The organism is Bradyrhizobium sp. P5_C12 (assembly GCF_054049735.1).
In genome coordinates, this window is record NZ_JBFULU010000004.1 from 1 (window position 1) to 18,277 (window position 18,277).

Annotated in this window: 17 protein-coding genes, 1 tRNA gene and 1 pseudogene; 8 read left to right on the forward strand and 11 right to left on the reverse strand. The window is 64.7% G+C overall.

Annotation, left to right across the window (positions count from 1 at the left end; translation table 11 throughout):
• Positions 1-330: 330 nt before the first annotated feature.
• Positions 331-2,184, forward strand: a complete 1,854-nt coding sequence (locus tag ACXJMY_RS04335; protein ID WP_456618101.1) for an alkaline phosphatase family protein — start codon at positions 331-333, stop codon at positions 2,182-2,184.
• A gap of 49 nt (positions 2,185-2,233) precedes the next feature.
• Here ACXJMY_RS04335 and ACXJMY_RS04340 read toward each other — a convergent pair whose 3' ends face one another.
• Positions 2,234-2,806 (reverse strand): hypothetical protein, encoded by a 573-nt coding sequence (locus tag ACXJMY_RS04340; RefSeq protein ID WP_456618102.1) that lies wholly within the window; start codon positions 2,804-2,806, stop codon positions 2,234-2,236.
• A gap of 380 nt (positions 2,807-3,186) precedes the next feature.
• Here ACXJMY_RS04340 and ACXJMY_RS04345 point away from each other — a divergent pair, with 380 nt between their 5' ends.
• Positions 3,187-3,846 (forward strand): peroxiredoxin, encoded by a 660-nt coding sequence (locus tag ACXJMY_RS04345; RefSeq protein WP_456618103.1) that lies wholly within the window; start codon positions 3,187-3,189, stop codon positions 3,844-3,846.
• Between the two features lie 144 nt (positions 3,847-3,990).
• On the opposite strand, the gene ACXJMY_RS04350 is transcribed toward ACXJMY_RS04345, so the two are convergent.
• Positions 3,991-5,721, reverse strand: a complete 1,731-nt coding sequence (locus ACXJMY_RS04350; RefSeq protein ID WP_456618104.1) for a methyl-accepting chemotaxis protein — start codon at positions 5,719-5,721, stop codon at positions 3,991-3,993.
• Positions 5,722-5,890: 169 nt separating this feature from the next.
• Here ACXJMY_RS04350 and ACXJMY_RS04355 point away from each other — a divergent pair, with 169 nt between their 5' ends.
• Both ACXJMY_RS04355 and ACXJMY_RS04360 read left to right on the forward strand, forming a co-directional pair.
• A complete protein-coding gene (locus ACXJMY_RS04355; RefSeq protein WP_456618342.1) occupies positions 5,891-7,282 on the forward strand; it encodes a cryptochrome/photolyase family protein in 1,392 nt (463 codons plus the stop codon).
• A gap of 66 nt (positions 7,283-7,348) precedes the next feature.
• Positions 7,349-7,651, forward strand: a complete 303-nt coding sequence (locus tag ACXJMY_RS04360; RefSeq protein ID WP_456618343.1) for a histone — start codon at positions 7,349-7,351, stop codon at positions 7,649-7,651.
• Positions 7,652-7,721: 70 nt separating this feature from the next.
• Here the strand turns inward: ACXJMY_RS04360 and ACXJMY_RS04365 are convergent, their stop codons facing one another.
• The 3 genes and pseudogenes from ACXJMY_RS04365 to ACXJMY_RS04375 all read right to left on the reverse strand — a co-directional run bounded on the left by ACXJMY_RS04365 (position 7,722) and on the right by ACXJMY_RS04375 (position 9,999).
• The gene (locus ACXJMY_RS04365; RefSeq protein WP_456618105.1) at positions 7,722-8,468 is read right to left on the reverse strand and encodes a hypothetical protein; all 747 of its coding nucleotides are present in this window, start codon (positions 8,466-8,468) and stop codon (positions 7,722-7,724) included.
• A gap of 97 nt (positions 8,469-8,565) precedes the next feature.
• Positions 8,566-9,437: pseudogene (locus ACXJMY_RS04370) on the reverse strand (DMT family transporter).
• A 115-nt stretch (positions 9,438-9,552) separates the two neighbouring features.
• Positions 9,553-9,999 carry a hypothetical protein gene (locus ACXJMY_RS04375; protein ID WP_456618106.1) on the reverse strand — a complete coding sequence of 149 codons (447 nt, stop codon included), beginning with the start codon at positions 9,997-9,999 and terminating at the stop codon, positions 9,553-9,555.
• Positions 10,000-10,283: 284 nt separating this feature from the next.
• Here ACXJMY_RS04375 and ACXJMY_RS04380 point away from each other — a divergent pair, with 284 nt between their 5' ends.
• The gene (locus ACXJMY_RS04380) at positions 10,284-10,544 is read left to right on the forward strand and encodes a hypothetical protein (protein ID WP_456618107.1); all 261 of its coding nucleotides are present in this window, start codon (positions 10,284-10,286) and stop codon (positions 10,542-10,544) included.
• Between the two features lie 33 nt (positions 10,545-10,577).
• Here the strand turns inward: ACXJMY_RS04380 and ACXJMY_RS04385 are convergent, their stop codons facing one another.
• Positions 10,578-11,039, reverse strand: a complete 462-nt coding sequence (locus ACXJMY_RS04385) for a host attachment protein (protein WP_456618108.1) — start codon at positions 11,037-11,039, stop codon at positions 10,578-10,580.
• A gap of 350 nt (positions 11,040-11,389) precedes the next feature.
• Here ACXJMY_RS04385 and ACXJMY_RS04390 point away from each other — a divergent pair, with 350 nt between their 5' ends.
• A complete protein-coding gene (locus ACXJMY_RS04390) occupies positions 11,390-11,677 on the forward strand; it encodes a hypothetical protein (RefSeq protein WP_456618109.1) in 288 nt (95 codons plus the stop codon).
• 633 nt (positions 11,678-12,310) lie between these two features.
• On the opposite strand, the gene ACXJMY_RS04395 is transcribed toward ACXJMY_RS04390, so the two are convergent.
• From ACXJMY_RS04395 to ACXJMY_RS04405, 3 genes are all read right to left on the reverse strand, one after another.
• Positions 12,311-12,387, reverse strand: a tRNA-Arg gene (locus ACXJMY_RS04395).
• A gap of 147 nt (positions 12,388-12,534) precedes the next feature.
• Positions 12,535-13,008 (reverse strand): hypothetical protein, encoded by a 474-nt coding sequence (locus ACXJMY_RS04400; RefSeq protein WP_456618110.1) that lies wholly within the window; start codon positions 13,006-13,008, stop codon positions 12,535-12,537.
• 160 nt (positions 13,009-13,168) lie between these two features.
• Positions 13,169-13,735, reverse strand: a complete 567-nt coding sequence (locus tag ACXJMY_RS04405) for a hypothetical protein (RefSeq protein ID WP_456618111.1) — start codon at positions 13,733-13,735, stop codon at positions 13,169-13,171.
• A gap of 215 nt (positions 13,736-13,950) precedes the next feature.
• Between ACXJMY_RS04405 and ACXJMY_RS04410 the strand changes: the two genes are divergently transcribed.
• Positions 13,951-14,337, forward strand: coding sequence for a VOC family protein (locus ACXJMY_RS04410; RefSeq protein ID WP_456618112.1), 387 nt, complete (start codon positions 13,951-13,953; stop codon positions 14,335-14,337).
• Positions 14,338-14,389: 52 nt separating this feature from the next.
• Here the strand turns inward: ACXJMY_RS04410 and ACXJMY_RS04415 are convergent, their stop codons facing one another.
• Positions 14,390-14,887 carry a hypothetical protein gene (locus ACXJMY_RS04415; protein WP_456618113.1) on the reverse strand — a complete coding sequence of 166 codons (498 nt, stop codon included), beginning with the start codon at positions 14,885-14,887 and terminating at the stop codon, positions 14,390-14,392.
• Positions 14,888-15,135: 248 nt separating this feature from the next.
• Here ACXJMY_RS04415 and ACXJMY_RS04420 point away from each other — a divergent pair, with 248 nt between their 5' ends.
• Positions 15,136-15,489: a GrlR family regulatory protein gene (locus ACXJMY_RS04420; RefSeq protein ID WP_456618344.1), complete on the forward strand. Its 354-nt coding sequence runs from the start codon at positions 15,136-15,138 to the stop codon at positions 15,487-15,489.
• Here the strand turns inward: ACXJMY_RS04420 and ACXJMY_RS04425 are convergent, their stop codons facing one another.
• Entirely contained in the window at positions 15,490-18,177 is a 2,688-nt protein-coding gene (locus ACXJMY_RS04425) for a PAS domain S-box protein (RefSeq protein WP_456618114.1), read from the reverse strand. It lies immediately after the preceding gene.
• Positions 18,178-18,277 lie beyond the last annotated feature (100 nt).

Consider the following 18,277-nt stretch of genomic DNA (forward strand, 5'->3'; position numbering starts at 1 on the left):
GTGCTGACCGCGCCGGAATGACGGCCGGTTCTCCCAGCGCCAGGGGCAGGCATCGATAGCCGGATATTTTTTAGCGATTAGAATTTGGACATTTGCTTTCGACGATTAATTTCGGCCAGGCGGCCGCCAAGACTGCCGTCACGGAGCGCTTCTGGATCGCTTCGCCATGGGCGCGGTGACGAGACCGGGGCCGCAAGATCACCTTCCCTGTCTGTGCCTCTTGCATAGCCGGCCGCTCTTGTAACAAAACTGTCATGCAGCAAAACTAAACGATGGCGGGGGGCCGCGGTCGGCCGCCGAGCCGCCTCACCGCAGGCAGGGAGAGATTTGATGCGCCGTTCACTGGTGTTGCTGTCCGCCGGACTGACAGTCCTGTCCACCGGACTTGCCTCCGCCCAGAACAACACGCCCCGTAACCTGATCCTCTTCATCCCTGACGGGCTGCGTGCGCTGAAGGTCACGCCCGAGACGGCGCCGGCGATGGCCGAGGTCCGCGACAAGGGCGTCAATTTCAAGAACCCGCATTCGCTGTTCCCGACCTTCACCATGGCCAACGGCTCGGCAATGTCGACCGGCCATTATCTCGGCGACACCGGGGTGTTCTCCAACACGATCTGGACCAACTACACCTCCGTCCCCGCAGGCGACACCGTGGTCCCCTTCATCRAGAACGACGCCGTGCTCGGCGACATCGACGAGCATTTCAAGGGCGACTATCTCAACGAAGAGACGATTTTGAAGATGGCCCGCGACAAGGGCCTCAGCACGGCCGCCATCGGCAAGGTCGGCCCGACCTACCAGTTCGACCACACCGACAAACCCGAAAAGCCCGGCCTGCATTCGGTCGTGTTCGACGACTCCACGGGCGGCAAGAACGGCGTGGCGCTGTCGGACGAGGTGAAGGATGCGCTGACCAAGGCCGGGCTCCCCATCGCCACGCCGCCGCGCGGCGACAACAGCAAGGCGGGCGACGCCAAGACGCCGGGCACCACGGTCGCCAACGTCGCGCAGCAGGCCTATTTCGCCGACGTCGCCGCCAAGGTGGTGCTGCCGATGTTCAAGGCCCGCAACAAGCCATTCGTGCTGGTGTTCTGGTCGCGCGACCCGGACGGCAGCCAGCACAACACCGGCGACAGCCTCAACCAGATCATGCCCGGCATCAACGGGCCGACCTCGATGGCCGGCATCAAGAACGCCGACACCAACCTCGCCCAGCTCCGCAAGGCGCTCGACGAGCTCGGCCTGGCCGCCTCGACCAATATCATCGTTTCAGCCGACCACGGCTTCTCGACCATCTCCAAGGAAAGCAAGACCAGCCCCTCGGCCAAGGTCAGCTATGACGACACGCCGAAGGACTTCCTCCCGATGGGATTCCTCGCGCTCGACCTCGCCAAGGCGCTCGACCTGCCGCTGTTCGACCCCAACGACAAGAATGCGAAGGTCGAAGGCAACAAGCATCCCAAGGCCGGCAACGGCGTGCTCGGCAAGGATCCGGAGAAGCCCGACCTCGTCGTCGCCACCAATGGCGGCTCGGACCTGGTCTATCTGCCCAACAACGACAAGAAGCTAGCGGCCAGGACTATCAAGGCCCTGCTCGAGCAGGACTATGTCTCCGGCCTGTTCGTCGACGACCGCCTCGGCCGCTTCCCCGGCACCCTGCCGCTGTCGAGCATCAATTTGCGCGGCAAGGCGGCAACGCCGACGCCGGCGATCGTCGTCAACTTCCGCTCCTATGCCAGCGAGTGCGGCGAGGCGCCGACCAACTGCTCGGTGCAAGTGGCCGACACCGTGCTGCGCCAGGGCCAGGGCATGCATGGCAGCTTCAGCCGCGGCGACACCATGAACTTCATGGCCGCGATCGGACCGGACTTCAAAGCCGGCTTCGTCGACGAGCTGCCGGTCAGCAACGCCGACGTCGGCATGACGGCCGCCCAGCTCATGGGCTTGCGCGGCGCGCAGAACGGCGGCCTGGTCGGCCGGGTGATGTCGGAGGCCTTGCCCAACGGCATCGTGCCGAAGGCATACAAGGGCGTGGAGAAGTCGAAGATGTCCGAGAACGGCCTGCAGACCGTGCTCAACACGCAGCGCGTCGGCAGCCAGCGCTATTTCGACGCCGCCGGCTTCCCGGGCCGCACGCTCGGGCTCGAGCCGGACGCCGGCAAACAAAAAACGGCGGGGAAATAACCCCGCCGCTTCGCTCGCGCCCCGCAAGGGGCGCGACAATCTCTAATTCCTACATGCCGATGTCGAACACGTTCGGCAATTGGCCCGCCAGAGGCAGCGCGGTGGCGCCCAGGAAGGTCGCCACCATCGCCATCAGGCGGCGGTTGGTCTGGCGCTTGCCGCGCATCTGGCCGGCGATCCACTCCAGCATCTCGCTGTTGACCTTCGAAGCATAGGACGGCGCCCAGCTCTCGATGTCGGACTCCGCCGACAGCGCGACGCTGCGCGGCGGCACCTTCACGCCCGAGGCGCTGGCCGCGTAGTGGGCGACGGCCTTGGCGAGCAGGTCGTCGAACCGGCCGCCATCGCTACGCTCGGTCGCGGCTTCGTTGATCTCGAACAGCGCTTCGGCTTCGGCGCGGCTGACCGGCTGGTCGTTGACGGCTGTGGCGGTCAGGATGCGGGCGCACCAGGCGGTGTCATCGGCATCGAGCGAGCGGGAAAAGTGCACCCGGCCCTTGGTGGTCGGGCCTTCGCCCGTGATCACGCCGTCGCGCACGATGGTCAGCGCATGGGCCGCGGTATCGCGGCAGGACGGTTCGAGGGACGGCGACTCAACGGACTTCGGCACTGCGGCAGACATAGTTCACTTCCAGATTTCTTCTGATCGACCAGCATTTTCATGCGGACGTAAAGGGGTGGTTAATGATTCGATACGGGGATCGCGACTTTTCTCGATGGTTGCCAATTGGTCGCTGTCAGGACCGTTTCGGTTCCATCAAACGTCGGGCCAGCGTGATGCGGGTCATAAAAGGCTTTATCGGGGCAATCGAGACCGTGCGGCTCCGGTGGAGATGTTTCGCCGCAGGGGCCCCTCTAACAGAAAGGTGCTAGAAAATCGGCCCTTCATGGAAGGAATTCACATTTTACTTGAAGCGGTTCACTTGAGATCGCCAAGACCCTATACTGACAATGACGGCCGAACTGAATTCTCAAGTAAATTCAATATGATGAGGTAGAACCATGACACTCCCGATCGGCACCACCGCCCCCGACTTCGAAGCCGAGACCACCGAAGGGAAGATCAAGTTCCACGATTGGATCGGCAGCAGCTGGGCGCTTTTGTTCTCCCACCCGAAGGACTTCACGCCGGTTTGTACGACCGAGCTCGGCGCGCTGGCCAAGCTGAAGCCGGAATTCGACAAGCGCGGCGTCAAGCTGATGGGCCTCTCGGTCGATCCGGTCGACCGCCATTCCAAATGGTCGGAGGACATCAAGGAGACCCAGGGCGCCGCGCCGAACTATCCGATGATCGGCGACACCGACTTCAACGTCTCGAAGCTCTACGAGATGCTGCCGGCCTCCACATCGGGCGATCCCCTCACCCGCACGCCGGCCGACAACCAGACCGTTCGCAACGTCTTCATCATCGGGCCGGACAAGAAGATCAAGCTGGTGCTGGTCTATCCGATGACGACGGGGCGGAACTTCCAGGAAATCCTGCGCGTCATCGATTCGCTCCAGCTCACCGCCAAGCATCGCGTCGCGACGCCGGCCGACTGGTCACAGGGCGAGGACGTCATCATCGCCGGCTCGGTCTCCAACGACGAGGCCAAGACGATCTACCCGCAGGGCTGGAAGGAGCCGAAGCCCTACATCCGGATCGTGCCGCAGCCGAAGTGACTTTTGGCGGTCGCGCCAAGCGATCGCAAAAAGTCATCCCGGGGCGATGCGTCAGCATCGAACCCGGAATCTCGAGATCCCCCGGTGCGCAATTGCGCACCTGAGGTCTGGTCCTTCGGACCATCCCGGGATGACTACGTTGGACTACGCCGTGCGCACGCGGTCGAGGAAGCTGTCGACCTCGGCCTTCAGATGCACGCTCTCACCCGACAGCGCCTGGGCGGAGGCGAACATCCGGCTGGAGGTCTCGCCGGTCTCGCTGGCGCCCTTGGCGGCATGGCGGACATTGACCGCGACGTCGGCGGTGCCGGAGGCCGCCGCACGAACGCTGGCCGCGATGTTGTGGGTGGCGCTCCTCTGCTGCTCGACCGCGGCCGAGATCGAGCCGGCGATGCCGCTGATGCGCTCGATGGTCTGGCTGATCGCCCTGATGGCGGTGACCGACTCCTCGGTCGCAAGCTGCATGCTGGCGATCTGGTTCGAGATCTCGTCGGTCGCCTTGGCGGTCTGGCCGGCGAGCGTCTTGACCTCCTGGGCGACGACCGCGAAGCCGCGGCCTGCGTCGCCGGCGCGCGCGGCCTCGATGGTGGCATTCAGCGCCAGCAGATTGGTCTGCTCGGCGATCGAGGTGATCAGCTTGACGACGTCGCCGATGCGCGAGCCCGCCTCGGAGAGCTGCGCGATGCGCTGATCGGTGGCCTCGGCCTGTCGCACCGCCTCGGCGGAGATTTGGTTGGACTCCTGAACCCTGCGGGTGATCTCGGAGATCGATTGGGACAGCTCGTCGGAGGCCGAAGCCGCCGAGCGCACATGCTCGGAGGCGGTCTCGGAAGCCCCGGCCGACTGGGCCGACAGATCGGCGGTGGAGCGTGCGGTGTCGGTGAGTTGCCGCGCCACGCGCTCGAATTCGCCGGAGGAGCTCAGGACCTTGTCGAGGATGCCGCCGACGCTGCCGCGGAACTCCTCGACGAAATTGCGCAGCTCGGATTTGCGCTGCTCCGCCGCGGCAGCCGACGCCGCCGCCTGCTCGCTGCGCAGGCGCGCCCGCTCCAGCGAATTGCTCTTGAACACGGCGACCGTGCGGGCGATCTCGCCGATCTCGTCGGCGCGGTCCTCGCAGTCGATCGCGACGTCGCTCTGGCCGTCGGCGAGCGCCGTCAGCGAGCGCGTGACCGAGGTCAGCGGCCGGGTGACGCGGCGGACGACCAGCAGGGTGAGGACCAGGACCAGCAGCGCGGCGATGCCGGCCGCGATGGCCATGCTCTCGATGGCCTGCGCCAGCATGCTCTCGAACTGCGCCATCGGGATACCGACATAGAGGATGCCGGCGACCTTGCCGGTTGCATCCGCGACCGGGAAATAGGCCGTCATGAAGGACTTGCCGAACAGCATGGCCGGACCCTTGTAGGCCTCGCCACGGCGCAGCTGGGCCTGCGCCGGATGGTCCGCGGCAAGCTGGGTGCCGACGGCGCGGTCGCCATTCTCCTTCTTCACGTTGGTCGAGCGGCGGACGAACTGCCCGCTCGCATCGTCGAACACGAACAGGGTGGCGTTGCCGCCGACATAGGACACCGCGCGATCGACGATGGCGTGATCCCTAAAATCCGGCATCTTGGGGATCTCGGCGCGCACCACCGCGCCATCCCTCATCGTGATCCTGGCGTCAGGAACGATCTCGGCAAAAGCCAGGGCCAGCGTGCGCAGATTGGCCTCGATGTCGCGCAGCGCGCGCTCGTTGAAGGCGGAGGTCAGCGACCAATAGCCCGCGCCGACCACCAGCGCCGTGTTCATCGCGATCAGCAGCACGGCGCACAGGACGGCCTTGGTGCCAAGTTTGAATTGCGGCAGGAACTTCGCCGTCGAAAGATTGGACATGAATGGAACTACCCCCGTAATTCCTGCATATACGTGCAATCGGCTTACGGTCGCATTAACGACGGTTCACACCATTGGACGCGGCATGGTTTCCAAAATGTAAACGAGGACATCCCTGACCACGCCAAGCGCGCCGCCCATCATCGTCTGGTTCCGCGACGACCTCCGCCTGTCCGATCATCCTGCCCTTCATGCCGCTGCGAAGACCGGCGCGCCGGTGATCTGCCTCTATGCGCTGGACGAGACGGCCGGACGCGCACCGGGCGGCGCGGCGCGCTGGTGGCTGGCGCAGTCACTGCGCGCGCTCGGCGCCGAGATCGCCGCGCGCGGGGGATCGCTGATCCTGCGCAAGGGACCGGCGGCCAGGGTGATCCCCGAGGTGGCGCGCGAGAGCCGCGCCGGCGCGGTCTACTGGAACGGGATCGCGCAGGCGCCGCATCAGGCAGTCGAGAAACAGCTCACAGCAGCGCTGGCAAAGCTCGGTGTCGACTCGCAAAGCTTCCCGGGAGACCTCTTGGTCCCGCCTTCAGCGATCCGCAACAAGGAGGGCCGCGGCCTGCGCGTGTTCACGCCGTTCTGGCGGCGGGTGCTGGCGCTCGGCGATCCGCCCAAACCGCTACCTGCACCGAAAGCGCTACGCCCCGGCCCCAAGGTCGCCAGCGACGCGCTGGAGCATTGGCACCTCGAGCCGAGCAAGCCCGACTGGGCCGGCGGCCTGCGCGAGAGCTGGACGCCGGGTGAGGCCTCCGCCCGCGCGCGCCTGCGCGACTTCCTCAAGCACACCGCGCGCGGCTATGCCGGCGACCGCGACCGCCCGGACCGGCTGGGCACGTCAGGCCTGTCGCCGCACTTGCGGTTCGGCGAGCTCAGCCCGCGTCAGGTCTGGCATGCCGCGCGCTTCGCGGCGGCCGAGAACCCCGCGCTCGGGCCCGGCATCGAAAAATTCCTGAGCGAGCTCGGCTGGCGCGAATTCTGCCGCCATCTCCTCCACGACCACCCCGACCTCGCCACCGAAAACCTGCAAGCCAATTTCGACGGCTTCCCCTGGAAGCCCGACGCCAAGGCGCGCGCCGCCTGGCGGCGCGGGCGCACCGGCTACCCCATCGTCGATGCTGGCCTGCGCGAGCTCTGGCACACCGGCGTGATGCACAACCGGGTGCGGATGGTGGTCGCCTCCTTCCTGGTCAAGCACCTCCTGATCGACTGGCGCGATGGCGAGAGCTGGTTCTGGGACACGCTGGTCGATGCGGACGCCGGCAGCAATCCCGCCAACTGGCAGTGGGTCGCCGGCTGCGGCGCCGACGCCGCGCCCTACTTTCGCATTTTCAATCCGGTGCTCCAGGGCGAGACGTTCGACCCGGATGGAACCTACGTCCGCCGCTGGGTGCCGGAACTGCGAGCGCTGCCGCCAAAGCTGATCCACCAGCCCTGGCGGGCAATGCCGATCGAGCTCGCGAGCGCGGGCGTCACGCTCGGTGAAACCTACCCGCAGCCGATCGTCGACCACGCCAAAGGGCGCGAGCGCGCGTTGGCTGCCTACGCAAAGATCCGCAAAGATTGAGCGTTGCTTTGACACAATTTGGAATCCCGCTATCGTCATCGTTCCGTTCAAACCGTGGGGGACAATATGGACGACGATAAACCCGTAACCGAGCAGGCGATGGAGCCGATCACCACCGCCGTGGAAGCGCCCAAGGACACCGCAGTCCCTGCCGTCAAGAAGGTCAAGAAAGCCGCCAAGAAGGTCGCGAAGAAGGTAGCGCCGAAGAAGGCCGCCAAGAAGGCCAAGAAGGCAACGAAGAAAGCTGCCAAGAAGTCGTCGAAGAAAGCGGCCAAGAAGACCGCGAAGAAGGCAGCCAAGAAGACTGCAAAGAAAGCTCCCAAGAAAGCCGCCAAGAAGAAGAAAAAGGCCAAGAAGGCCAAGCGCTGATCGCAGCCCAAGGATAGCTCAGAGCGAGCCTCCGGGTGCGGCGCACCCGGAGGCTTTGCGGTGAAGTGCCCTACCCTCGCCGCTTGGCTGCGCGCCGGCCCGGGTGATGCTCGCCTTGCGGATCGCGAAATTCGCTGCGATGGCCGCGGCGGTCCTCCTTGGCGAATCGCCTCCGCTTCTCTGGTGAGCCAAACTGCTTGATCACCCTCCTGCCGTTGACCTTCTTGATGACGTAGCCGCCTTCCGTCATCGAGAACGGCGCCTTCAGCGATCCCATATGGTCGAATTTGGTGCCGCGAGGATGCTCGAACGGCTCGAACCAGGACGGATAGACGAAGTTCGACATCGGAAAGCCGTTGACGAGAAAAGACTCCTCCTCCACGGCGTCGCAGACCTCGTAGGCATATTGGGTGTGCCGGGTCTTGTCGGCCCACAGATTGGCCATCGGATCGAGAACCATCTCGAACAGTTCGTGTGATGCCGCCAGGCTGACTGGATCGTCCTCGCCGAGCGCCTTCAGAAAGATCTTTGAGATCGGCTGGCCGCGATGCGTCAGCTCGTGCCGCCCGAGGAAGTTCTTGTGGGTGGCGTCGTCAAAATAGAGCAACTGCCAGTCCGTCGGCTTTGGCTTTTGGGTGACGTCGAGGTCGATGGGATAGCCCCAGACCGGCAGGAAATGCTCGTCGTAGCATTTCTGGAGCGCGGCGGTGAGCCTCCCCATCATCCGGTCGCTCATCAGCTCTTCCGCGTAGTTGATGCATGCGATGCGGACAGGCTTCAGGGACCTGCCGAGCAGTGCGCGTCTCGCCTTTTTCATGGAAATCACCGTGGCCAAAGGGAAGCTGAAATGCGCGCAGCCTAGCATGAGCGGCGCCGCACGTCAGGGATGTATTGCGGCGGCATGGCCTACCGGCCTAGGAGCGCCGGTTGACCACGAACACCGCGGCCGCGCACATCGCCATGCCGGCGATCGCGAGCGCGTCGAGCTTTTCGTCGAACAACACATAGGCCATCAGCGCCGTGACGGCGGGCACCAGGTAGAACAGGCTCGCGACCGAGGTCGCCGCGGCATGGCGGATCAGCCAGTACAGCAGCCCGATCGATCCGATCGAGAGCGCGACGGCGAGCCAGGCAAGCCCGAGCACGAACTCGCGCGTCCAGTGCACCACACGGTCTTCGAACAGGAAGGCACCGACCGCGAAGAAGATCGTGAGGCGACATATTGCACGAGATTGCCGGCGCGCCAGTCGATGTGGTTGCAGTAGCGCCGCTGATAGAGCGTGCCGAGCGTGATGCTGATCAGCGAGACCACCGAGGCGAGCCAGCCGAACCCGGCTTCGCCGGTCATGGGGCGGTTGTGCAGGATCAGCACCACGCCGCCGAGGCCGAGCACGAGCCCGGCCCATTGCACCGGCGTCACCTTGTCGCCGAGCCAGCGGTTCGCAATGGTCGAAGTCAGGATCGGCTGGAGGCCCGGAATGAGCGCGGAGAGCCCGGCCGGAATCGAATGCGCGATCGCGATCGCGGTGCCGCCGAGATAGAAGCCATGGACAAGGATGCCGGCCACCGCGCTGTGCGCGATGCCGACACCATCAGGCCATTTCGGCCGCGCAATCGCGACGATCATCGCCATCAGACCGACCACGATCGCCATGCGGATGGCGAGGTAGGTCAAGGGATCGGCGTTGTTGATGACGTATTTGGTGCCGATGAATCCGGTGCTCCAGAGCACGACGAACAGGATCGGCGCCGCCCGTGCGGCCATGTTTTCTTGATTATGGTTCATTGCCGCCTTCATTGCCCGACCAGGAGCGATGCGGCAACGCGAATTTCGGCGAATTCCGTCCCCTGGCGATGCTGCGCTGCGACGGACAGCCGCCGCGGCGGTTCAGCTCAGCCGCTCACCATTCTTCCGGACAGGGGTCGATGATCTTCCAGAGCTCGACCCCGTTCTTGATCTTCTTCATGTCGGTGGTGAGCCCGCCATTGCGGCGGATCCAGTCCTTCACCGCGTCGGGATAGTAGGACATCAGGTCGGACGTGCCTTCCGAGCTGGTGACCTTGATGCCGAAGGTGAAGGCCTTGTCGTAATAGGCCTGGTGGAAGCCAAGGCTCGCACGCGGCGTCACGCAGATCTTGTTCATCGGCACGATGCCGAGCACCAGCGTGCAGGCCGAGTTGCAGATGCCGTCGATGATGACGCGCTCGCGCTTGTCGCGGACGCGCTTGTACTTGGCCTTATACTCCTCGACATAGCCACCATGGTCGCGGGTGATGTGCAGATCCGCCCGCGCGGGTGTGGCGACCGCGACGGAGAGCAACAGCAGGCTCAGGAGCGTGATGCGCATGGCAAAGTAACGGTGAAAACCTTGCAGGAATGGACCGGCCTCGAAGGACCCCCAGGGGGCCGGCAGGAATCTAACCGAATTCTCTTTGGTCATACTTGTGTGGGAAATTCGTTAAGCATCCCGAAAAGGCCAAAAATGGGCAGGCCCGGGGGCGCCCCGGCATTTCGGTCACACCCGCCCGGGAATCGGCGGAATTGGCCTGGATTTCCGGCCGTTTGGGTGCCTAGCCCGCCCAAAATCGCTATAACGAACCGACCTCTCAGCGCGGGTTCCGGAGAATCGAGATGAGCAAATTGAAGCTTGTTGCCGCAGTTGCTGCCCTGTCGGCCGCAATCCTAGCCCCCAGCCTCGCGGAGGCGCGGCACCACCGGCATTACCGCAACCACGCCAACCCGCTGCCCTACCAGATCAGCTATCTGCACAATTACGGACCGGGCATCACCCCCGGCACCTTCGCCTATTATGACGGCCCGTCGACCAACGGCTGCTACCGCAGCGCGTCCACCTACGTCGGCCAGGACGGCCGCCGGCACCCCTGCAACTGAGGGGCGCCGACGCGTCCGCTCCCGGCGGGAGCCCTAACTGGGGGCACCCGACAGAAGCAATTGCTTCTCGATCTCGTAGACCGGTAGCTTGACGAGGTCCTTGCCGACCTCGCCCTGGAGCGCCTTGCGCACGGCGTCGGTATAGTCGGCGCGGATCATGCCGAGTGCACGCGGCGAGGCCACCATGGTCAAAGCTGCGGTCTCGCCTGAACTGACGGCCGTATCGAGCCGGCCAGCGAGGCTCCGCAGGAAGGCGCGTTCGGCCTCGTCGTGCCAATCGGTCTGCTCCGCCGAACTGCGCGCACCRCCAACCGCAGCATGCAACCGGCCGGGCGCGTCGGTCGCTTGCGCGGCGGTGGCAGGGTTGGGCTGCTCATGCACCTCCCTGGTGTGAAGGTTCGGAAAAATCTCATCGCCGAGATTCTCCAAAATGAGCGCCTTGCGGCCGTCGCACACGACCAGCCAGTCGCCTTTGTCGATTCTCATCTTGTTCATTGCACTGCTCCAAACGATCTGCGGGCGCAGCCCTCCGACCGACGCGGAGCGACCGCCAGAGATGCTTCCCTCGAATGCCTCGAGAGGACTGCCCACGGCGACAAGACTAGGGACGAAGCCGCGCGCGCGAATTGCGCAGGATCAAGGATGGTGGCGATCTCCTGCGAGGTGGCCGCGGCGCAAGCGCAGCATTGGCCGTGCGCGCGAACATCAGGTAGTCTTGCGAAGCTGGATCAGGCCTGCGGCGGACTTGGCTGAAGATTTGTTCATCAGCATTACATTTCGGTGCCGCCACAATTTGATCAGAACATGTTCGATATCGTGCATTTCGTAAGCAGAGGAAGGATATCATGAAGTTCAAAATTGGCCTCGTCGCCGCGTCCCTGTTCGGTGCCATCGTGGCATCGCCGGCGGCGTCCGCCATGCCCATCGCGCCTGCACCTGCGACGCCGCAGGTCTCCGACGTCGAGCAGGTCCGCATGGTCTGCAATGAATGGGGGCGCTGCTGGTGGCGGCCGAACTACGCCTATGGATACGGCTACGGCGCGGGATATTATGGCCCGCCGCGATATTACGGCCCGAGATATTACGGTCCGCGCTATTATGGTCCACGCTATGACGGCTATCGCCGCTGGTGAGATCTGAAGGGGCCCTCGGGCCCCTTTCCCATTTGCGAGACAACGCACTCGGCTCGCGACCGCTGAGACCAATTCCAAATCTGATTTAGATCAAAGAAAGAAATCACCGTCCCGGCATTCTGTGCCGATGGCGGATCTCATCGTTTTTCGATGCCCTCAGACGGGCATGAATGTTCAAACCCATCTGGAAAGACAGCCGAAACGCGAAGGCCGAAGTTTCGAAGCGTTCAGCTGCCCCGCCTGCACGCGGGTCCATTTCATCGATCTCGCCTTGGGCCGGCCGATGATCGGAGAGCGTTGACGCGCGGGCTCTTCGCATCACGCCCACTCGTTCGAGGACCTTCGGACAACCTCCGCCGGGGTCTCAGATCCACACCGCATTCCATGATGACCGCAATATTACGGCTCGTTTCGCGATTCACGGAATCAGACGTTTCACCATTGATATGATTTCGACCATGGCATCGATTGCGGGTTAGACGAAATGTCGTTCAGTGGCTTTGAGACCTTGCCGCGCGACGTTCAATGAACCGCCATCGGAGACGCTGGCGCGCGGCCGGCTGTCCATGCTGCCAACCGCTCAGGCCGCCGCACGCCTCGCAGCCTTCCGGAACATAAGCCGAACATCGAGACTGGCGCGCTCGGAGAGATTCGAACTCCCGACCCTCGGAATCGAAATCCGATGCTCTATCCAGCTGAGCTACGAGCGCTTCGGCCCGCGCCGGGCCACAACCGAAATACGGGGGTCGGTGCTGGGCGAGCCATCACCGGGCGTATCGTTCGGATGTGTTCGAATTAGCAGACAGGTTTGACAATAAAAAGCCCCTACCCGCCCCCGCTGAGGCAGATCGAAGCTTTCACCAGGTCATGTTGAAGGGGCTGAAATGCGGCTGCTGTGCCACCAGCATCATCGGCCTGCCTTGCTGCGGCGCCGGATGCGTCCTGGCGACCTTGCGCTTGGGTTGGACCTGCGGCTTGGCGTCGGCCCTCTTGACCGAGGCCGCATCGGCCTTCGCTGCGGCCGGCGCGAACTGCGCGAAGGTCTCGCGCACCCTTGCCTTCGCCGACAACTCGGCCAGCGCGTCCGCCTGCACCGGCGGCTGGGTCGCAGCCGCCGTCTTCACCACGGGCGCGGCCATGGTTGGCTGACTGGTGTCGATCACGACACGATCGGGCAGATGGCGATCGGAGCGGATCCGGATCAGGGGCTGGCTGTTGCTTGCAGTCGCCACACCCTGTGCAACGGGAGAGGCCGGCAGAACGAAATCCACCGCGAACAACAGTGCGAGCAGCGCTCCACCGACGAAAACGAAATACCGAAAGATGGGCATGGGCCGCGCTCCCCCCCGCATCCACGCGTGGGCTCCTCGCCTTAACAGGCGATCCTATAGTTGGTTCCTAAGCCCAGCCGTTAGGTTCAAATGGCGACATCAAGTTTTTTGACCAAGGGCCGGAACAGTCACGTTTCCGCTACTGGGGCCGCGCAGCCCGTTATGCACGTCGTGCCGCAACCAGCGAGCATTTCGCCTGATCGGCATTGATATTGATGAAGCCGACGGGGATATGCGCAAAGGTCTTGCGGCTCTTCATGCTGACGGTGTCGGCCAGTATCCGGCTGCGATCGGTCAGATGGCTGCCATCGCGCCGCGTAAAGGCGCAGACGATCTCGACATCCCTTATGGCATAATCATTGTCGTTTCGCAGGGTGAACGTCACCAGCGCCTTCGAACCGAGGCCGCCACGGCGCCAGGTCTGAGATGAAATCCTGAGACGATCGAGTTCTGCCGCTGCCGGAGCCTGCGCTTCGGAGAGCGCCCCTGCCGCCGCCGGGGGAACCGGCTCAACAGCGGCCAACGCCGCGTTCACGGGCTCGACCTGAGCGGTGTTTCCTTTGGAGAGAGGTATCAGCATCCACACGGCGCAGCCGACGATGAGGGCTGCCAGCAGCCACAGAAGGCTTCGGCCGAACGAAACGCTCGCGATCGTCGCGCCCCGCGCCAGATGCTCGCTGAGCCCCGCGAAGCGTCCCCACCCGATCCGGTCAAACCCTGTGGTCATGGGTGCGTCACCGATCGCGGCCGAGGCATTTCGTTGCGCATCCGTTCGACACGATGCGGGCAGTCTACGACAGACCCGGCCACTGCTTACTTTAATCCAGGAGACGAACTATGGTTCCCGCGCTCATGCGAATCCGGGAACGACGGTGGCGATCACCGGCCGGGCTCGCTAACATGCGCTGCAACATCGCGAAGACCCCGTCGGGAGGAAATGAAATGCCAGTCGTCGTCACTTGGGATCACGTCCATCTGCGCAGCCCCGATCCGGAGGCCACGGCGGCCTGGCTGCGGGACATCCTCGGTGGCGAGATCGTGCGCGCGCCGGGACGGATCGACGTGAACCTCGGCGGCGCCAGGATCTTCATCGCGCCGCTGGAGGGCGACAACGCCGTCAGCCCGCCGCCACCGCATCCCCATCAGGGCCTCGACCATTTCGGTCTCACGGTGAAGGACATCGACGCCGTCGCCGCCGAGATCAAGGCCAAGGGCGTCACCTTCACGCGCGAGCCGACCACGATCCGGCCCGGCGTCCGCATCTGCTTCATCCGCGGCCCCGAAGGCATTTCCATCGAGCTGCTCGAGCGCGACAAGAAATATACCTGAGGCGGCGCGGACCGGATCGGGCGTCAGCCGGGCGAACTGTCGCCCGGCGCGCTTAGGTCATGCTGCCGGGCATGAAGCAGCGGATGGTGACGCCCGTGTAGCCGTAGATCGGCCAGACCATGGTGCGTCCGACCCGGTTCGGCTCCGAGATCACGGCTTCCTCGGGTACGTCGACCCAGATGAGTTCCTGCTGCTTGCCGTCGATCACATAGCCATAACGCGGGACGCGGACGCGATAGTGCCCGTCCTTGCTGTCCCAGTCGGAGTCCGACAGCGCCGACCCGTCGGCATCGGAGCAGCATGGCCCCTTGCCGCTTCGCAGGCCGTCGAACCAGGCCTTCAAGTCGGCATTGGTGTTGACGAACTGGCCGCGGTCGCGCGCGTGCCCGAAGGGGGCAGCGAGGGCAATCAGGGCTAATGCGCAGCCCAGCCTCGCCGCGCTTCGCCAGCGCGTCGCGGCGCCGATTCGCCGATGTTGTCTTTCGCAATTCGTGGGACGCGCACTGTACAGACGCGGCTCATCGCCGCCGGAATCGATCCAGTTGCTCACGTTCGTCTTGCTCCAGCACCCCGCGGCCAGTGCAACAATGGTTATGCATTTCGCGGGCCAATTCCGATTCGCAGCGGTCAGCCTCGCCTCATGATGAGACCGTCATAACGGCGTCACAGACAAGCCGGGAAATTACGGTCTGGCCGACTTGCCAACCGGCAAACTGCCGCGTTGCGCCAGGGGATGGCCTTTGGCATAAACGCTTGACCGGTGCGCCTCGGGCGACGGCCACCGACCTGCGGGACGTTATGAAGAACGGCCTCTATTCGATTCACGTGACGCTGCTCGACGGTCGAGCCGGCAAGGGCAGCGGCGTGATTCTTTTCCGCGACGGCAAGATCCTCGGCGGCGACGCCTATCTCTATTACACCGGCAGCTACAGCGTGAAGGACAACAACACCTTCAAGGGCGAGGTGCTGGTACAGCGGCACACCTCGCCGCGCGGCGACGACAATCCGCTGTTCGGCGGTCCTGCTCCGGTCGGCATCGGCGTCAGCGGCACCTACACGGACACGCGCGCGGAGATGACGGGCACGGCGCTCGTCGGCAAGGCCAGCCTGATTTTCGGCGCGACCCTGCACAAGCTTGCGGACGTCGACTAGCTATTCCGCCGCCTGCTCCAGCGGCGCGACGCGCGGCAGGATCATCTGGATGCGCGTGCCGCTGCCCGGCTCGGAATCGAGATCGAGTCGCCCGCCGAGCCGGTTGGTGACGATGCTGTAGACGATGTGCAGCCCGAGACCGGTGCCGCCCTGGTCGCGSCGCGTGGTGAAGAACGGATCGAAGGCGCGGCGGCGCACGTCGAGCGACATGCCGCAACCATTGTCGGAGACGATGATTTCGACATTGTCCTTGCCGGACTCGCGCACCTGGATGTCGATGGTCCCGGGCCGGCCGTCCGGGAATGCATGCGCAACGGAATTGAGGAACAGATTGGTCAGCACCTGCCCGTACGGGCCGGGATAGCTGTTCATGGTCAGATTGGGCTGGCACTCGACGTTGAGCGTCAGGTTGTGCTTGCGCAGGCCCGGCCGCAGGCTCATCACCACCTGCTCGGTGAGATCGGCGAGATCGAAGCTGCGCTGATCCGAATAGTTGCGGTCGGCCGCAACCTGCTTGAACGACTGAATCAGCTCGGCGGCGCGGTTGAGATTGGCCACGAGCTGCGAGGACGCGTCGCGGCTGGTGTGGAGATAGTCGTTGAGCGTGGAGCGGCGCAACTCACCACGTTCGACCTCCGCGGTGAACATCGCGGTCTTGCGCTCGAGCGCCGAGGCGACCGTGAGGCTGATGCCGACGGGATTGTTGACCTCGTGCGCGACGCCGGCGACCAGGCGCCCGAGCGCGGCGAGCTTCTCCGCCTCGATCAGCGAGGCCTGGGTCTCGCGCAGATTGCGCAGCGCGGTCTCGGCGGCTTCCTTGGCCTTGCGCATCTCCTGCTCGCCGCGCTTGCGCTCGCCGATGTCGAGCGCAACGGTGACGATCCGCTCGATCTCGCCCTCGGCATCGAGCAGCGGCAGCTTGTTGACCAGCCATTGCCGCATGTTGCCGGAGCTATCCTTGTACTCCTCCTCGTAGAAGCCGAGCCCCTTGCGGAAATTGAGCACGCGCTTGTCGCTCTCGTCGGACTTGGCCGCGCCATAGCGCGACATCAGGTCGGCGGTGGTGCGGCCGAGCGCGTCGCCGGGCTCGATGCCAAAGATGCCGGCCATGTAGCGGTTCATCAGCACATAGCGCAGGTCGCGATCCTTGACGTTGATGACCGCGGGCACCGTATCGATGACCTGCTGGAGCAGGCGCCGCCCTTCGGCAATGGCGTCTTCAGCGCGCTTCTGGTCGGTGATGTCGCGCAGCGTGCCCTCGTAGCGGACGATGTTGCCCGCCTCGTCCCGCACGCCGCTCGCGCTGTCGGAGAGCCAGAGGATGTCGCCGCTGCGCTGGCGCACCTGGTACTCGAACTCGCGCACCATGCCGTCGCGCGCCATCAGGCGCTGATATTCGGCGCGCGCCTCGGGATGGACGTAGATGGTATGGGCAATGTCGTTGATGCTGTCGATGAGATGCTGCGGGCTGTCATAGCCCATCATCCGCGCCAGCGCCGGATTGGCGTTGAGGAGGTCGCCGGCCGGCGTGGTCACGTAGATGCCGTCGACCGACCCCTCGAACAGCTTGCGGTAGCTTTCTTCGGCCAGCCGCTGCTCGGTGAGCGCGCGCACCGCCGCCTCGCGCGCCGTGTCGGCCTCCTCCAGCGCGCGGCGGAACACTTCGGCCGCCCGCGCGATGTCGCCGATCTCGTTGTCGAGGTCGGCCGACGGGATCGAGGTGTTCTTCTCGCCGGCGGCAAGCGCGCGAATCGATCGCGCGATCTGGGCGAGCGGACGCACCGTCCTGCGCACCACGAACATCGCGGCGGCAATCCCGATCAGCACGCCGATCGTGCCGAGCACGATGCTCTGCCATCTTGCCTCCGTCAGCGTGCGCGCGAAGTCGCGCGACAGCACGTGGCCGCGCCGCGCGCTGACCTCGCGCAGCAATTCGGTGACCCGCCCGATCAGCCGGCCCTCGGTTCCCAGCACCTCGCGATCGATGTCCGCGATCTGCCGCTCCCGCACGGCGACTGCGATGATCGCCTCGGCGTAATTGTTCACGGCCGATTTCAGACTGGCATCGGTGATGTCCATCGCCCGCATGCTATCCGCCGCCTGCTCGGCCGCGGACGGGTTGCGCGCGAGCAGCCCGAGCGCGATCCGGCTCTGCGCCTCCGACAGGCGGGACGCAAGCTCACGGTCCGCCGTGCTGGCGACAGCCGCATCGAACTGGTCGCGCAGCGGCGGCAGCCCGGCGAGCAGCTGGGCGCGCCGGTCGATCAGGGCGGAGATCCGCTCCAGGCCGCTGCGATAGGTCGCAAGCCGCTCGGTGACCCCGTCGATCATGTCCTGCTGCTCGGGCGCAAGCTCGATACGGGTCTTCTTCAGGATGTCGCTGAGCGTCGAGGCCGCCTCGCCGACCTGCTTGAACTGGATGCCGGCGCCTGGATCGGTGACGAAGTCGCGCGCGGCGAGGCGCAGCTCGTTCATGCGACGGTCGATATCCTCGGCGAGGTCGCCGACGCTCTGCAGCCGCTGCAACTCGGCGAAAGTGGTATCGATGTGCCGGATCGCGATCACGCTCGCGGTCGAGGTGACGATGATCACCGCCAGCACGAGCAGGAAGCTGCCGAACGTGAGCTGGCCGATGGAGAGCGAAAAGATTCGCTTTTTCTCAGGGGTCGGCGTCGATTCGGCGGACATTGGTGCTTTAAGGACCGGGCTATTGGAAGCCCAATATACGACGTATTGCGGCCCCGGGGGAACATGCCTTCGGCCGCGGAAAACCCTTAAAGTTGCGGTC

Excerpts from the sequence above, each read along its gene's own strand:
- ACXJMY_RS04380 (WP_456618107.1), top strand. The coding sequence starts at position 10,284 with ATGAGCAAATTGAAGCTTGTTGCCGCAGTTGCTGCCCTGTCGGCCGCA.
- ACXJMY_RS04390 (WP_456618109.1), top strand. The coding sequence starts at position 11,390 with ATGAAGTTCAAAATTGGCCTCGTCGCCGCGTCCCTGTTCGGTGCCATC.
- ACXJMY_RS04405 (WP_456618111.1), bottom strand. The coding sequence starts at position 13,735 with ATGACCACAGGGTTTGACCGGATCGGGTGGGGACGCTTCGCGGGGCTC.
- ACXJMY_RS04340 (WP_456618102.1), bottom strand. The coding sequence starts at position 2,806 with ATGTCTGCCGCAGTGCCGAAGTCCGTTGAGTCGCCGTCCCTCGAACCG.
- ACXJMY_RS04365 (WP_456618105.1), bottom strand. The coding sequence starts at position 8,468 with ATGAAAAAGGCGAGACGCGCACTGCTCGGCAGGTCCCTGAAGCCTGTC.
- ACXJMY_RS04360 (WP_456618343.1), top strand. The coding sequence starts at position 7,349 with ATGGACGACGATAAACCCGTAACCGAGCAGGCGATGGAGCCGATCACC.
- ACXJMY_RS04345 (WP_456618103.1), top strand. The coding sequence starts at position 3,187 with ATGACACTCCCGATCGGCACCACCGCCCCCGACTTCGAAGCCGAGACC.
- ACXJMY_RS04410 (WP_456618112.1), top strand. The coding sequence starts at position 13,951 with ATGCCAGTCGTCGTCACTTGGGATCACGTCCATCTGCGCAGCCCCGAT.
- ACXJMY_RS04400 (WP_456618110.1), bottom strand. The coding sequence starts at position 13,008 with ATGCCCATCTTTCGGTATTTCGTTTTCGTCGGTGGAGCGCTGCTCGCA.
- ACXJMY_RS04420 (WP_456618344.1), top strand. The coding sequence starts at position 15,136 with ATGAAGAACGGCCTCTATTCGATTCACGTGACGCTGCTCGACGGTCGA.
- ACXJMY_RS04375 (WP_456618106.1), bottom strand. The coding sequence starts at position 9,999 with ATGCGCATCACGCTCCTGAGCCTGCTGTTGCTCTCCGTCGCGGTCGCC.
- ACXJMY_RS04350 (WP_456618104.1), bottom strand. The coding sequence starts at position 5,721 with ATGTCCAATCTTTCGACGGCGAAGTTCCTGCCGCAATTCAAACTTGGC.